This is a genomic window from Salinirussus salinus, assembly GCF_009831455.1.
Lineage (GTDB): Archaea > Halobacteriota > Halobacteria > Halobacteriales > Haloarculaceae > Salinirussus > Salinirussus salinus.
Window position 1 is genome coordinate 681,667 of record NZ_WOWO01000004.1, and the last position, 13,617, is coordinate 695,283.

14 protein-coding genes are annotated in these 13,617 nt (G+C 72.0%); 5 read left to right on the forward strand and 9 right to left on the reverse strand.

Features of this window, described 5'->3' with window-relative positions; all coding sequences use genetic code 11:
• Positions 1–139 precede the first annotated feature (139 nt).
• The 7 genes from GN153_RS17330 to cofD form a co-directional block, all read right to left on the reverse strand.
• A complete protein-coding gene (locus GN153_RS17330; RefSeq protein ID WP_159904991.1) occupies positions 140–1,495 on the reverse strand; it encodes an NAD(P)/FAD-dependent oxidoreductase in 1,356 nt (451 codons plus the stop codon).
• An 83-nt stretch (positions 1,496–1,578) separates the two neighbouring features.
• The gene (gene asd / locus GN153_RS17335) at positions 1,579–2,616 is read right to left on the reverse strand and encodes an aspartate-semialdehyde dehydrogenase (protein WP_159904993.1); all 1,038 of its coding nucleotides are present in this window, start codon (positions 2,614–2,616) and stop codon (positions 1,579–1,581) included.
• A gap of 108 nt (positions 2,617–2,724) precedes the next feature.
• On the reverse strand, positions 2,725–2,919 hold the full coding sequence (locus tag GN153_RS17340; RefSeq protein ID WP_159904995.1) for a 30S ribosomal protein S17e: 195 nt from the start codon (positions 2,917–2,919) through the stop codon (positions 2,725–2,727).
• Positions 2,920–3,028: 109 nt separating this feature from the next.
• Complete coding sequence (locus tag GN153_RS17345; RefSeq protein WP_159904997.1) at positions 3,029–3,601, reverse strand: DUF447 domain-containing protein; 573 nt, start codon at positions 3,599–3,601, stop codon at positions 3,029–3,031.
• A gap of 1 nt (position 3,602) precedes the next feature.
• Complete coding sequence (locus GN153_RS17350; RefSeq protein ID WP_236544843.1) at positions 3,603–4,451, reverse strand: triphosphoribosyl-dephospho-CoA synthase; 849 nt, start codon at positions 4,449–4,451, stop codon at positions 3,603–3,605.
• On the reverse strand, positions 4,448–5,251 hold the full coding sequence (locus GN153_RS17355; RefSeq protein WP_159904999.1) for a tRNA-dihydrouridine synthase: 804 nt from the start codon (positions 5,249–5,251) through the stop codon (positions 4,448–4,450). The genes GN153_RS17350 and GN153_RS17355 overlap by 4 nt, the downstream gene beginning before the upstream one ends.
• The gene (gene cofD / locus GN153_RS17360; protein WP_159905001.1) at positions 5,248–6,249 is read right to left on the reverse strand and encodes a 2-phospho-L-lactate transferase; all 1,002 of its coding nucleotides are present in this window, start codon (positions 6,247–6,249) and stop codon (positions 5,248–5,250) included. The genes GN153_RS17355 and cofD overlap by 4 nt, the downstream gene beginning before the upstream one ends.
• Positions 6,250–6,384: 135 nt before the next feature.
• Here cofD and GN153_RS17365 point away from each other — a divergent pair, with 135 nt between their 5' ends.
• The 3 genes from GN153_RS17365 to GN153_RS17375 all read left to right on the forward strand — a co-directional run bounded on the left by GN153_RS17365 (position 6,385) and on the right by GN153_RS17375 (position 9,167).
• Positions 6,385–7,617 (forward strand): HD domain-containing protein, encoded by a 1,233-nt coding sequence (locus GN153_RS17365; RefSeq protein WP_159905003.1) that lies wholly within the window; start codon positions 6,385–6,387, stop codon positions 7,615–7,617.
• A complete protein-coding gene (locus GN153_RS17370) occupies positions 7,614–8,630 on the forward strand; it encodes an amidohydrolase family protein (RefSeq protein WP_159905005.1) in 1,017 nt (338 codons plus the stop codon). Before GN153_RS17365 ends, GN153_RS17370 begins: the two co-directional genes overlap by 4 nt.
• A gap of 108 nt (positions 8,631–8,738) precedes the next feature.
• Entirely contained in the window at positions 8,739–9,167 is a 429-nt protein-coding gene (locus GN153_RS17375) for a universal stress protein (RefSeq protein WP_159905007.1), read from the forward strand.
• Positions 9,168–9,221: 54 nt separating this feature from the next.
• Here the strand turns inward: GN153_RS17375 and GN153_RS17380 are convergent, their stop codons facing one another.
• Positions 9,222–10,178 (reverse strand): biotin--[acetyl-CoA-carboxylase] ligase, encoded by a 957-nt coding sequence (locus GN153_RS17380; RefSeq protein ID WP_159905009.1) that lies wholly within the window; start codon positions 10,176–10,178, stop codon positions 9,222–9,224.
• Between the two features lie 154 nt (positions 10,179–10,332).
• Between GN153_RS17380 and GN153_RS17385 the strand changes: the two genes are divergently transcribed.
• Complete coding sequence (locus tag GN153_RS17385) at positions 10,333–11,409, forward strand: DUF3179 domain-containing protein (RefSeq protein ID WP_159905011.1); 1,077 nt, start codon at positions 10,333–10,335, stop codon at positions 11,407–11,409.
• On the forward strand, positions 11,396–12,115 hold the full coding sequence (locus tag GN153_RS17390; RefSeq protein WP_236544844.1) for a hypothetical protein: 720 nt from the start codon (positions 11,396–11,398) through the stop codon (positions 12,113–12,115). Before GN153_RS17385 ends, GN153_RS17390 begins: the two co-directional genes overlap by 14 nt.
• A 5-nt stretch (positions 12,116–12,120) precedes the next feature.
• Here the strand turns inward: GN153_RS17390 and GN153_RS17395 are convergent.
• The coding region (locus tag GN153_RS17395; protein WP_159905013.1) for an ATP-binding protein at positions 12,121–13,617 on the reverse strand (1,497 nt) is incomplete at its 5' end.

Consider the following 13,617-nt stretch of genomic DNA (forward strand, 5'->3'; position numbering starts at 1 on the left):
ACTGCCGAGACGGCCGAAACCGCCCCAGCGCGTGTCGCATGCCTGGGATCACCGTACTGTCATCGCACCCGCGTGGGTGTGCTCGGGCGGGGATTGGGCACGCACCGGGACTTGCCGGCCGAGTGCCTTCAGGCTGCCGCTAGACGGAGTACTCGGACTCCCGGAGCTGGACGTACGCGCCGTCGGCGAAGCGGGCCTTGGTCTTCCGGTAGGTCCGGACCATCCGGATGCCGGTCAGCCCCGACCGCAGCAGGCTGAGGAGGCTGTACTCCCCGCGGTTGAGCATCGTGTCGGCAGCCTTGAACGCCCGGTCCCAGTCGTCGGGCCCGTAGGGCTCGACGATGTCCGCGAGCGTGACGTTCCGGAGTACCTCCTCGCCGATGGCTGCCTGCCAGGCGTCGTTGTACCGCCCGAGGTCGTCCTCGGCGGCCAGCCGCCCGGCGACCCGCCCCGTCCGGACGGCGACGTGGTCACCGCCCTCGTGGAAGGCGGAGGTCGCGCCCATCGCGCCACCGACGACGGCGACGTTCGCGGCGGTGGGTGACTCGATCGGTCGGGTCGAGGAGATGGGATACGTCTCGGTGCCACCGCGTTTCCCGCGGTCCTCCACCAGCGGGAAGTCATCGATGTCGTACCCGGGGTACTCCCGGGCCAGCAGCCGACGGAGGTACTCCGAGCCCCCGGGAATGGCGTCGTCGTCCTCGCGGAGCAGCGCCCACTCCGAGCGCTCGAACTCGTCGATGTCCAGCCCGATGGGCATCGTCAGCCCGACCCGGGCGACGCTGTCGTCGTTGGGAAAGACCCACGGGTAGGCGGTGTGGCCGGGCATGTACCCCCACCAGAACTTCAGCCGGTCGGGCTCGAACAGCTCGGCGGGAAGCCGGCGGTGCTCCTGGTAGGCGATGTGGTTCACCTCCGTCGAGGGCATCCGCTCGCCCAGCGACGTGTCGAGAAACTGGTTCAGCGCCGGCCCGGTGACCGTCCGCTGTGGGCCGTCGGCGAGCACCAGCGCTCCGGCCTCGACGGTCTCGCCGCCGGAGAGGTCGAGGGTGTGGGTCGGCCCGTCGGGTCCCGCCAGGTCGGAGTCGACGCCGGTGACGCTGTCCCCGACCCGGTAGGTCGCGCCGGCGGCTTCGGCCTCTTCCCGGAGCCAGTCGTCGAACCCCGCCCGGTCGAAGGCGAAGCCGAAGTCGGGATACGAGGCATCGAGTCCGGTGTCGTCGATCGAGAGCGTCTCGGCCGGGCCGATGAAGTCAGCCCCCTCCAGGGTCCGGAGGACGACCTCGTCGGGGACGTCGACGGGCAGGTCCATCAGGTCGACCCAGTAGTCGAGCATCCCGGCGGCGTCCGTCGAGTCGGGGCCGAGCCCGTCGCGGTCGGCCCGGGGGACCCCTTTCTCGAGGACGAGCGCGTTCGCGCCGGCCGCGGCGGCGGCCCAGGCGGCGGACGTTCCCGCGGGCCCGCCGCCGACGATGGCGACGTCGACGCGTTCCATACCCACACGCCGCTCCGTCGGCTATTAAAGCTCCTGTCATCGGGCGACGGTACCGCTCGGCACCCGTCGCGGACGGCGGGCGTTCAGATGTAGCCGTTCTCCAGCAGGAGTTCGCCGTTCAGCAGCGACGCCCCCGCGGCCCCGCGGAGCGTGTTGTGGGCGAGACAGTTGAACTGGAGCCCGCCCTCGGTCGCCTGGAGACCGCCGGCGGCGATGGCCATCCCGTTCTCCCGGTCGCGGTCGAGCCGGGGCTGAGGCCGGTCGGGCTCCTCGAAGACGTGGACAAGCTGGCCGGGCGAGCTGTGCAACCCGAGGGTGGGGTACGACCGCATCGCCTCGGCGGCCGCCTCTGGCGTCGCCTCCTCCGCGAGGTCGGTCCAGACGTTCTCGAGGTGCCCGTCCAGGGTGGGGATCCGGTTACAGGAGGCGTCGACGCGGGCGTCGAGCCACTCCACCTCGGCGCCGTCGAACGTGCCGAGTAGCTTGCGGGACTCGGTCTCCATCTTGGCCTCCTCGCCGCCGATGTGAGGGATCGCGTTGTCGATGATCTCCATCGAGGTGACCCCGGAGTAGCCCGCTCCCGAGACGGCCTGCAGGGTCGATACTGTTACTCGCTCCAGCCCGAACGCCTCCTCCAGGGCAGCAAGCGGCGGCACCATCGTGATCGTCGAGCAGTTGGGGTTCTTGACGAGCGCGCCGTCCCAGCCCCGGCGGTCGCGCTGGACCTCCAGGAGGTCGATGTGGTCGGCGTTGACCTCGGGGATCGTCAGTGGGACGTCCTCGTCGGTCCGGGCGTTCGAGGAGTTCGAGGAGACGACGTAGCCGGCCTCACAGAACGCGGGCTCGACGGCCTCGCCGACACTGGAGGGCAGCGAGGAGAACACCAGCGAGACGTCGTCGGGGATGGCTTCGGGACTCGTCTCGCCGACCTCCATGTCAGCGACGCGCTCGGGGATGGGCGTGGAGATGCGCCACTTGGCGGCCTCGCGGTAGGTGCTGCCGGCGCTGTCCTCGCTCGCGGTCAGCGCGGCCACCTCGAACTCCGGATGAGGGTCGATGAGCTGGATGAGTCGCTGGCCGACCGCCCCCGTCGCGCCGATGATACCGACTCGCGTTGTCATACTCTCCCGTAGCAGATAGGCGGGTCAAAACAGTTTGGAAAGGACCGCGGCCGCCGGGAGAGAACGGAAACAGACGACCCGAGGGAGACGCCTCCGGGTCGGGGTCGCTCAGGCTTCGGCGGTCTGGCTGCCCTGCTTGTGAGTGACGTAGCCCGCGACCCGGTTGCGGACGCCCTTGGACTCGATGTTGGTCAGCTCCTCGACGACCTCCTTGTTGTGCTCGAAGTCGGGGCCGAAGGCGTCCGGGTATCGCTCCATCAGGAGGGTCGCGGTCTTCTTGACGTAGGCGGGCTTGATGGCCATCGTGACCCCACGTAGCTGGCTGGCCGTCTAAAAGGATTCGACTCGGGGCGGGTACCGGCCAGCGGACCGTGCTCCGCCCGCCACGTTCGACGGCTCGCTGTGCGTGCCGTCACCACTCGACCAGTTCGCGCATCCGGGCGAGCGCCTCCCGCTCCCGGGGGCCACCGCAGCGTTCGACGACCCCGGCAAAGTAGTTCAGCCGGTCGCGAAGCTCGTCGGCGTCGTAGGCACCGACGTCGAGCCGGGAGGCTGCGACCGTCGCCTCGACGACCGCGCCGTACCCGCGGTTGGTCGTCGGCACGACCGCCCGCTCGACGGCCGACTCTTCGGGGTGGAGGTGCCAGTCGACCCACCCGGTGTTGCCCTCGGTTCCCTCGCCGACCCGCTCGACTGCGACCCGGACCCAGGCGTCCGCGCTGTCGAGAACCGGCTCGCCCTCCTCCCGGACGGCGAGGGCGGCCTCGGTGAAGTCGACGGGGTCGCGGGTGAACTGGACGTAGCCCTCGCCGCGCTCGGTGAAGTTGCGCCGCGTGCGCGTCCGACCCCAGGTGCGCGCGCGGACCGGGTCGGGACTGTCTGCAGTGGCGTGTAACCCCAGTGCTGCGACGTTCCAGCGCCCGTTCGGCCCGGGCGTCGTCACGACCGATTCGGTGACGCCGCGGAGTTCGACCGGCCAGGACACGTCAGACCACCAGCCCGCGCTCGAGGGCGACGAACAGGCCGCCGGCGACGAGGTCGGCCGTCGTGCCGGGGTTGATCCCGCGCTCGACCAGCTCGTCGGCCAGTTCCTCGGGGTCTTCCTCGCCGTCGCGGGCCGCCCGGGCGCGCCGGCGGACCTCCTCGGCGGTCTCGCGGTCGTGGGTCGTCACGACGAAGGTGTCCACCTCCGCTGCGAGCGCCGCGAGGTATGCCGCGGCGGCGCGGTCGGTGACCGGGCCCGACCCCTCCCGGATGCGGTCGGCGGTCCGGAAGGTGCGCTCGAACCCCTCCGTGTACTCGCGGGCGATGCCGTCCCCGGGCGCGCTCTCGGCCATCACGTCCGAAAGCGTCAGCCCGCGCTCGCGCAGTTCGGGGGCGGCGTCCCCGCCCCGGCGCACGTCGGGCAGCGCCAGGTCATCCGGGGGGTCGTCGACCGCGACGTCGACGTGCTCGAACGCGCGGTAGAAGCCGACGGCGTCCTCGACGCCCGTCCGGCCGACGACCGCCCGGGCGCTCTCGGGAGTCAGGTCGCCCGCGGCGGCCGCCCGGACCAGCGGCACCACGAGCAGGACCGCGCCGAACTGGGTGTTCCCGCCGGTCTGGCCGCTCATCCCCGCGACCGCGCGCTCGAATGCCTCGCCGACCGGCGCGCCCTCCGCCGCGCGGTCCAGTCCCTCACGGGCCCCGACCGCGCCGGCGACGAAGTGCTCGAAGCGGAGGTCGTCGTGGTCGCGGTGACGGTCGACGTTGCCCGGCTTGGGCGTACTGGAGACCTCCAGCAGCAGGGCCAGCTGGGCGTTCTCGGCGGTCGACCGGCGCACCGTGTCGGTCACGGCCCCGCCTCCTCCCCCCGCTGGCGGGCTCGCGGGTGGACCTCCAGGCTCGGGCGCTCGGAGAAGGTCTCGACCGCGCGCCGCACGCTCGCGAGCACGTCCAGGTCGTCGCTGGCCCGGCCGACGCTGACCGCGTCCGCGCCGTACCGGAGGTACTCCTCGACGCTCGCGCGGTCGCGGACGCCGTTGTTCGCCACGACCGCCGTCCCGGGTCCGACCGCCGACACGACGTCCGCGACGACGGGCTCGGAGTCCATCGCGTCCACGTGGACCAGGTCCGCGCCGGCGTCCGCCGCCTGCCCGCAGACCGCGGGCAGGTCGACGCCCTCGACCTCGGTCCGGACCTTCACGCTCGTCGTCGCGCCGGCCTCGCCGGCCGCGCGGACCTGCTCGCAGAGCCGGTCTGCGTCCCGGAGGAGGGCGTGGCCCGCCCCGGCCGCGCACATCTCGTCCTGGCGGCAGTGAGCGTTGACCTCGATGATGGCGCCGTGGTCGCGACAGACCGCCCCGACCGCCCGGAGCGGGTCGGCCGTCCCGCTCCGGACGTTGACCGCCGGACGGAGGTCCGCGCCGTCGAGCGCGTCGAACTGCTCGTCGACGAAGGCCACCGGGTCCGGGGGGAGGAACTCCGAGCGGTCGCGGTCGACCATCTCGCGGGCCGCCGCCCGGGTGGCTCTGTCCAGTGCGATCCCCCCGAGGAAGGCACAGCCGACGTGGGCCTCGGCCGCCCGGGCCCACGCCGCGTCGGCCTCCCCGGAGAGGCTGGCGAGCGCGACCGGCGGGTCGAAGGGCGCGGTCATCCGCCCGCCCCCACTGCGGCCAGCGCGTCCTCGACCGCCCGCGCGACGCGGGTGGCGTCTCCCTCGGTGTCAAGCGTCGTGTCCGTCCGGACGACCGGGCGGTCGAGGTCGGTGCCGTCCGCCTCGTCGAGCACGAACGCGTCGGCGAAGGGGTAGGCCTCCGCGACGCCGGCCGTCGAGGGGTCGTAGCCCACCCCCTCCATGAGGTCCGCGGCCGGCCCGGAGAAGACTGTGTCCTCGATAAACGGCGAGACGGCGACGACAGTCGTCTCCGCGAGCGCCTCCGGAATGCCGTCGACGGCGAGCAGCGGGCCGACGCTCGTCACCGGGTTCGAGGGGCCGACCACCACAGGCTGGGAGAGCGCCTCGAGCACGGCGTCGGTCGCCTGCGCGCCCTCGCTCCCGCGGAACTCGACGTCCTCGACGGTCGGCTCGCCGTCGCGGGCGACCCAGAACTCCTGGAAGTGCATCTCCCCCTCGGGGGTGTTGACGAGCGTCGCGACCGGGTCGTCGCTCATCGGCAGCAGGTCCCACTCGAGGCCGTACGCGTCGGCGAGCGTGCGCGTGACCTCCGTGAGCGTGTGCCCCTCGTCGAGCAGCCCGGTCCGGGTGATGTGGACCGCCCGGTCCCGGTCGCCGATGTACATGAACTCCGCGACGCCGGAAAAGCGCCGCCAGCGGGCGAGTTCCCGGCCGTCGGTCTGGGCCTCTGCGGGGAGGTAGCGCGGGCCGGCCTCCAGCCCCGCGGCCTCGGCCAGCTCCCCCAGTCGTGCGTGGGTCTCGCCGCCGTCGTCGTCGATCCCCCACCAGGTCTCCCGGTCGAGCACGTCGCCGCCCAGGAAGAGCACCGTATCGAGGTCCGGACAGACGAGGTGGCCGGCGATCTCCACGTCATCGCCGGTGTTCGCCACGACCGCGGTCTCCCCGGGGTCGAAGACGGGGCCGGCACCCGCCAGTAGCTTCGGCGTGCCGGTCCCGCCGGAGAGGAACGTCACCATACCCGCCATGCCGTTCCGCCGGGGCATAAACCGTCTGCTCCCGCCCGCCGCTCGGGTGGCCCGGCCGACGGGAAGCCGGCAGCCCCCCGACCGCACGACGGAGGATTTTACCGGGTGACCGCCAAACGCCCCCCAATGACGACCATCAAGGACAGCGTCCACGACCACATCGCGGTCGAGGGCGTCGCCCGGGACCTCCTGGAGACCCCGCCAGTCCAGCGGCTCCGGCACATCAAGCAGCTCGGGACTGTCGTGCTGGTCTACCCCTCCGCCAACCACACCCGCTTCGAGCACAGCCTCGGCGTCTACCACCTCGCCGACCGCGCGCTCGACCACCTCGGCGTCGAGGGCCGACAGGCCGAACGCGTGCGTGCCGCCGCCCTCCTGCACGACATCGGTCACGCCCCCTACAGCCACAACATCGAGGGGCTCATCTACCGCCACACCGGCAAGTACCACGACGAGGTCGAGGGACTGGTCGGCGAGGGCGAGGTCGCCCGCGTCCTCTCGGAGCACGGGCTCAACCCCGACCGGATCGCGGGACTGGTCGCCGGCGAGGGACAGTTCGGACAGCTGGTCTCCGGCGAGCTCGACGTCGACCGGATGGACTACCTGGTCCGGGACGCACACCACACCGGCGTCCCCTACGGCACCATCGACCACCAGCGGCTCGTCCGGGAGCTGTGTTTCGTCGACGGCGACCTCGTCCTCGACGAGGGCAACGTCCAGACCGCCGAGAGCCTGCTGCTCGCGCGGGCGCTGATGAACCCCACCGTCTACTCGCATCACGTCGCCCGGATCGCGAAGGTGATGCTCCGGCGGGGGACCGAGCGGCTGGTCGAGAGCGGGGTCGACCCCGGGCGGCTGCGCCGGATGGACGACCACGACCTGCTGGTGGCGCTGCGCGAGCGGGAGGCGACCGCGGAGTACGCCCGCCGGCTCGACCAGCGCCGCCTCCACAAGCGCGCGGTCTGGGCCGAGATGGACGCCGTCCCGGAGGACCTGCGGCAGGCCGACCACGGGGAGGTCCGGGCCTTCGAGGCCGACATCGCCGCCGAGGCAGGCGTCGAGCCCTCTCACGTGATCCTCGACGTGCCTCCGGAGCCGGCGATGACCGAATCGACCTCGCGGGTGCTGGTCAACGGCGAGGTCCGCCGGCTGGGCGACCAGTCGACGCTCGTGGGGGCGCTGCGGGCGGCCCAGCGCGACCAGTGGCGCCTCGGCGTGTACGCCCCCGCAGAGGAGAGCGAGCGGGTCGGCAACGCCGCCGTCCGCGCGCTGGGACTGGACCTGGACGGCTCCCGGGTGCGGGACGTCCGGCCGGGGATCAACGCCACCCTCGACGACTTCCTGGAGGTCGACGGATGATCCTCGAGGGAACGGTCCTCCGGGGGGCGGAGTTCGAGCCCGTCGACGCCCGCGTCACCGTCGAGGACGGCCGCGTGGCGGCCATCGAGGAGGTCACGACCCCCAGCGACGACGTCATCCTCCCCGCCTTCGTGAACGCCCACACCCACCTGGGCGACTCCATCGCCAAGGAGGCCGGCGAGGGGCTCTCCCTGGAGGAGCTGGTCGCACCGCCGGACGGCCTCAAACACCGGCTGCTGCGGGCGGCCGACCACGTGGAGGTCGTCGACGGGATCCGCCGCTCGCTGCAGTTCATGACCGAGGGGGGGACGGCCGCCTGCATCGAGTTCCGCGAGGGTGACGTCGAGGGGGTCGAGGCCATCCGGGAGGCCGCCGCGGGCGTCGACGTCGACCCCGTGGTGCTGGGCCGGGGATCGACCGCGGCGATGGAGGCCGCCGACGGCTTCGGTGCCAGCGGCGCCGACGACGCCGACTTCACCCGCGAGCGCAACGCCACCGGCCGCGCCGGCAAACTGTTCGGCATCCACGCCGGCGAGGTCGGCCCCGGCGACATCAACCCCGCGCTGGATCTTGACCCCGACTTCCTGGTCCACATGGTCCACGCGGAGCAACTCCACCTCGAGCGGGTCGCCGACAGCGAGATCCCGGTGGCCGTCTGCCCGCGCTCGAACATCGTCACCGGCGTCGGCACGCCGCCGGTCCGCGAGCTGCTCGACCGGACCACGGTCGCGCTGGGCACCGACAACGTCTTCTTAAATAGCCCGTCGATGTTCCGCGAGATGGAGTTCACCGCCAAGCTGTTCGACGTCACCAGCGCCGAGGTGCTCGCGATGGCTACCCGAGCGGGCGCCGAGATCGCCGGTCTCGACTGCGGGCTCGTCGAGGAGGGACGGCCCGCCGACCTGGTCGTGCTCGACGGCGACTCCGACAACCTCGCGGGCGCTCGGGATGTCCGCCGGGCGGTCGTCCGCCGGGCCGGCGTCCACGACGTCAAGCGGGTCGTCCACGCCTGACCGCCGGAACGGGCCGCTTCCCCGCCGGGACGACCCGCTTCGGCCGACTCCCGCGCCCGTGTGACGCCGTCACATGGTTATATCCCTCCGCACATCCTCGGTTCAGGCATGTACGACGACATCCTGCTCCCGACCGACGGCTCCGCGGGGATGGAGGCGGTCATCGACCACGCGGGCCGACTCGCCGCCGAGCACGGCGCCCGCGTCCACGCGCTGTACGTCGTCGACACGGCCTCGCTGTCGGACCTGCCGGTCGAAGGAGGGTTCGACGGCGTCAGCCGCCAGCTCAACACCGAGGGTGAACGGGCGCTCGACGACGTCGACGACCGACTCGAGGTCCCGGTCGAGCGGACGCTCACCGACGGGTCGCCGGCCCGCGAGATCGTCGCCTACGCGACCGAGGAGGGGTGTGACGTGGTCGTGATGGGAACCCACGGCCGGACCGGCGTCGACCGGCTCATCCTGGGCAGCGTCGCCGAGCGCGTGGTGCGGTCCTCGCCGGTTCCCGTGTTGACCGTCCGCGTCTCGCCGGACTGAGACCGCGGCGGGACGCGGGTCCGCGTCCCGCCGCTCGCTCTCCGCTCCCGGCTCTCACAGCGGCCGCAGGTGCTCGCAGTCTCCCGCCGTGACTTCCTCACGACCCTCGCCAGTGTCGACGACGAGCGCCCCCGGGAACCGGACGTCGACGGCCTCGCCGACGACCTCGCCGCCTGGCGTCTCCACGCGCACCTGCCGCCCGAGCGTACCCGCGTGCTCGCGCCAGGCGTCGACCACTCCCGCCAGGTCCCCGCGAAGCTCGTGGAACTCCTCGAGCAGCCGCTGGGTGAACAGCCGGCGGTCCACGTCGCCGACCTCGGCGCGCAGGCTCGTCGCCGGCTGCCCGGGCGGCAGGTCGTCGGGGTCGACGTTGGCGTTCACGCCGACCCCGACGACCAGCCACGAAATCCGGTCGGCCTCCCCTTCCATCTCGGTGAGGATCCCCGCGAGCTTGCGCTCGCCGGTCGGCGCGTCGTCCCCGCTGTCGCCGGCCACGAGGACGTCGTTGGGCCACTTGATGACGGCGTCGGCGCCGGCCTCCCGGGCCGCGCGAGCGGTCGCGACGGCGGCCGCGAGCGTGAACGCGGGCGCGTGGGCCGGCGGGACGTCCGGCCGCACCAGGATGGACAGCCAGACGCCGCCGGACGGCGAGGCCCACTCCCGGTCCAGCCGCCCCCGGCCTCCGGTCTGGGCGTCCGCCAGCACGACCACGTCCTCCCGGCCCTCCGCCGCGAGCTCGCGCGCCCGGTCGTTCGTGCTCGGGACCGCGTCGTGGTACTCCACCTCGAAGGGAGCCTCGAGGCCGTACTCGACGGCCGCACCGCCGAACTCGGGCACGCCGCGGAGTTCATAGCCTTCCTCGGTGCTCGCGACCTCGAACCCCGCCTCGCGGAGCGCCTCGACCTGTTTCCAGACCGCCGCTCGCGAGACTCCCAGCCGGTCGGCCAGCGCCGGCCCTGCGACCGGCCCCTCGGCGAGCGCGTCGAGCACCCGCCGGCGCGTCTCGTTCATACCTGCGGGTTCGCCCGGCCGGCTCAAATAAACGGCGGCGACCGCCGGGACGCGGGCGACCCGTGGCGCGAGCGCACGCCCCCGCAGCCAGCGGTGTGTGTCGACCTCGCACAGTCGGTCAACGGTTAATCCGTCGCTGACCGTACAGGTATCCATGACCCGACTCACGCGGCGGCAGGCCCTCGCCTCGCTCGCCTCGCTCGGCGCGGTGACGCTCGCCGGCTGTATCGAGGGCGCCGGCGGCGAGGCCGGTGACGGGAGCGGAGCGACCGTCCCCGCGGCAGACGCCCGCCTGCCGCTCCCGATGGAGCCGTCGGCACTCCGGGAGGCGGCGGTTTCCGGCGGGCCGGACAAGGACGGCATCCCCTCCATCGACGACCCCTCCTTCATCGCCCCCTCCGAGGTCAGCTTTCTCGCCGACGGCGACCCGGTCTTCGGCGTCGTTCGGGACGGCGTGGCCAAGGCCTACCCACAGAAGATCCTCGTCCACCACGAGATCGTCAACGACGACCTCGCTGGCGACCCGGTCAGCGTGACCTACTGCCCGCTGACCGGGACCGCCCTCGGCTTCGACCGCGGCGGGACCACTTTCGGGGTGTCGGGCCGGCTGGTCAACGACAACCTCATCATGTACGACCGGGCGACCGAGACGTGGTGGCCCCAGATCCTCGCGACGGCGATTCCCGGTCCCTGGAACGCCGACCCACAGACCCGCTCGCTGCGGGAATTTCGCCTCATCTGGACGACCTGGGGACGCTGGCGCGACCAGCACCCCGAGACGCGGGTGCTCTCGCGGGAGACCGGCCACCCCCGCAACTACGCCCGCGACCCCTACGGCAGCTACAACCCCCGCGACGGCTACTACGCCGGCGGCGCCCCGCTCTTCCCGCCGCTGCGGGAGGACGACCGCTACGGCCCCAAGCGGGTGGTGATGGGCGCCCGGGCGCCCGAGGGTGCCGTCGCTTTCCTCAAAGACAGCCTGCGCGAGGCGGGCGTGCTGACGGGACAGCTCGGCGACGTGCCCGTACTCGCAGTCCACGACCCGCGCTACGACACCGGCTACGTCTACCGCAACCCCGACGAGGCGGCCTACGAGGTTGTCGGCGGCCGTGTCAGGGGACCGACCGGCGAGAGCGCCTTCGACCGGCTCCCGCTGGACCGCGTCCACACCTTCGACGCGATGTGGTTCGCGTGGACCGGCTTCTACCCGGAGACCAATGTCTACGAGTGAGGCGGGCAGCGGCCCGGACGGGGCCGGCGGAGCCGACGGCGACAGCACCGGCACCGGTGCCGGTGGCGACCCCGACGGAACCAGGGGCCAGGGCGGGCTCAAGACGGCGCTCTCGCGGACCCGAGCCGCGACCGCCCTGACGCTGCGACGTCGGGACAGCCTGCTGGTCGTCGCCGGTGTGACCGTCCTCTACCTGCTGGGCTACCTCTGGGCTATCGGCGACCTCGCGCCCGGCTTCGGGGGCTACGGTCTGGTTCTGGCCGCGGACCCGCTCGGGACCCTGTTCCGAACCACCTCGGGGTTCCTCTCCTTCGCGCCCGTGGCGCTGGTCCGGGCCGGCCCGCTCGCCTACCAGGCCTCGCTGAACACGCTCGTCGGGCTGACCCTGGCGCTGCTGGTCGGGCTGAACCTCGGGCTCACCTACCTCACCCGCAAGCAGCCCGCGGCCTGCGGGCTGGAGTCCTCCGCGGGCGTGCTCGCCGGGATACCGGCGCTGCTCTCCGGGACCGCCTGCTGTGGCCCGGTCGTCCTGATCGCCCTCGGGATCCAGGCCTCCGGGGTGTTGCTGACGGCCTTCCAGGTGCTTCTGCCGGCGGCCGCGATAATCCTCGTCGGGAGTCTGGTGCTCGTCGGGCGGCAGGTCCGGCCCGAGGCGATGACCAGTACGAACGGGCAGGTCGCCGGCGCTCCGGACGACCGACGGTAGTACCGTCAGTCGATAACGACCAGCACGTCGCCCATGTCGACGCTCTGGTCGGGGCCGACGGCGACCTCGGTGACGGTGCCGCCGGATTCGGCGACGATGTCGTTTTCCATCTTCATCGCTTCGAGCACCAGCAGGACGTCGCCCGCCTCGACCTCGTCGCCTTCGGCGACGTTCACGTCCAGGACGGTGCCCTGCATTTCCGCGGTGACCTGCTGGCCGGCGGCGGTCGTCGCCGACCCGCCCCCACCGCCACCGCCGTCGGAGCCGGGCCCGGCCCGGTCGGGGCGCTGACCGCCGCCTCCCCCACCCCCGCCGCCGGTGTCGACGTTGCCGAGGTCGAGCGCGGGCGCCCCGCGCTCTTCGAGTTCGACCTCGAAGCGTTTGCCGTTGACCTCGACGGTGAAGGTGCGCTCGGTGACTTCCTCGTCGTCTTCGGCCGCCGACTCGATTTCTTTCCCCCACCGTTCCTGCGCTTCGTCGATGCGCTCGGGGTCGAGTTCCTCGTCGAGATATTTCGTAGTGTGGTGGCCGGCGACGAAGGCATCGTCCTCGAGCATCAGCCGGTGGAACGGGATGATCGTGTGGATCCCCTCGATCTCGTACTCCGCGAGCGCCCGCTTGCCGCGCTCGATGACCTCCTCGCGGCTTTCGCCGTCGACGATGAGTTTGGCGATCATCGAGTCGTAGTCGGTCACGAGGTCGTCGCCCTGCCGGAGGGCGTCGTCCATGCGGACTCCGACGCCGCCCGGGGGATCGTAGGTGTCGAGTGTGCCGCCAGTCGCGGGGGCGAAGTCGTCAGCGGCGTTTTCGGCGTTGATCCGGAACTCCATGGCGTGGCCGTCGATCTCGACGTCGTCTTGGGCGAAGGTGACCTCCTCGTCCTGGGCGACCCGGAGTTGCCATTTGACGATGTCGATGCCGGTGATCTGTTCGGTGACGCAGTGTTCGACCTGGATGCGGGTGTTGACTTCGAGGAAGTAGAAGTCGTCGCCGACGTCGAGGAGTTCGCCGTCCTCGCGGTCGCGGTCCTCGACGAGGAACTCGACAGTCCCGGCGTTGTAGTAATTGGCTTCGCGGACGCCGCGGCGGGCGGCCTCGCCGATCTCTTCCCGGAGGTCGTCAGTGAGTGCGGGCGAAGGGCCTTCCTCGATGACTTTCTGGTGGCGGCGCTGGAGTGAACAGTCGCGTTCACCCAGATGGCGGACGTTGCCGTGGTGGTCGGCGAGGATCTGGACTTCGATGTGGCGGGGATTTTCAAGGTAGCGCTCAAGGTAGACCGAATCGTTGTCGAAGTAGGCTTCGCCCTCCCGCTTTGCGCTCTCGAGCTGGTCCTCTGCTTCCTCGGGGTCGTGGACGACCTTCATGCCGCGGCCGCCGCCGCCGCCTTCGGCCTTGATGGCGACGGGCCAGCCGTTGTCCTCGCCGAACTCGACGACTTCCTCGGGCTCCTCGACAGGGTCAGTCGTGCCGGGGACGATGGGAACGTCCGCTTGTTGCATGAT

What these genes read in the sequence shown, in the direction of transcription:
- GN153_RS17330 (WP_159904991.1), bottom strand. Translation starts at nt 1,495, where the DNA reads ATGGAACGCGTCGACGTCGCCATCGTCGGCGGCGGGCCCGCGGGAACG.
- asd (WP_159904993.1), bottom strand. Translation starts at nt 2,616, where the DNA reads ATGACAACGCGAGTCGGTATCATCGGCGCGACGGGGGCGGTCGGCCAG.
- GN153_RS17340 (WP_159904995.1), bottom strand. Translation starts at nt 2,919, where the DNA reads ATGGCCATCAAGCCCGCCTACGTCAAGAAGACCGCGACCCTCCTGATG.
- GN153_RS17355 (WP_159904999.1), bottom strand. Translation starts at nt 5,251, where the DNA reads ATGACCGCGCCCTTCGACCCGCCGGTCGCGCTCGCCAGCCTCTCCGGG.
- cofD (WP_159905001.1), bottom strand. Translation starts at nt 6,249, where the DNA reads ATGGTGACGTTCCTCTCCGGCGGGACCGGCACGCCGAAGCTACTGGCG.
- GN153_RS17365 (WP_159905003.1), top strand. Translation starts at nt 6,385, where the DNA reads ATGACGACCATCAAGGACAGCGTCCACGACCACATCGCGGTCGAGGGC.
- GN153_RS17370 (WP_159905005.1), top strand. Translation starts at nt 7,614, where the DNA reads ATGATCCTCGAGGGAACGGTCCTCCGGGGGGCGGAGTTCGAGCCCGTC.
- GN153_RS17375 (WP_159905007.1), top strand. Translation starts at nt 8,739, where the DNA reads ATGTACGACGACATCCTGCTCCCGACCGACGGCTCCGCGGGGATGGAG.
- GN153_RS17380 (WP_159905009.1), bottom strand. Translation starts at nt 10,178, where the DNA reads ATGAACGAGACGCGCCGGCGGGTGCTCGACGCGCTCGCCGAGGGGCCG.
- GN153_RS17385 (WP_159905011.1), top strand. Translation starts at nt 10,333, where the DNA reads ATGACCCGACTCACGCGGCGGCAGGCCCTCGCCTCGCTCGCCTCGCTC.
- GN153_RS17390 (WP_236544844.1), top strand. Translation starts at nt 11,396, where the DNA reads ATGTCTACGAGTGAGGCGGGCAGCGGCCCGGACGGGGCCGGCGGAGCC.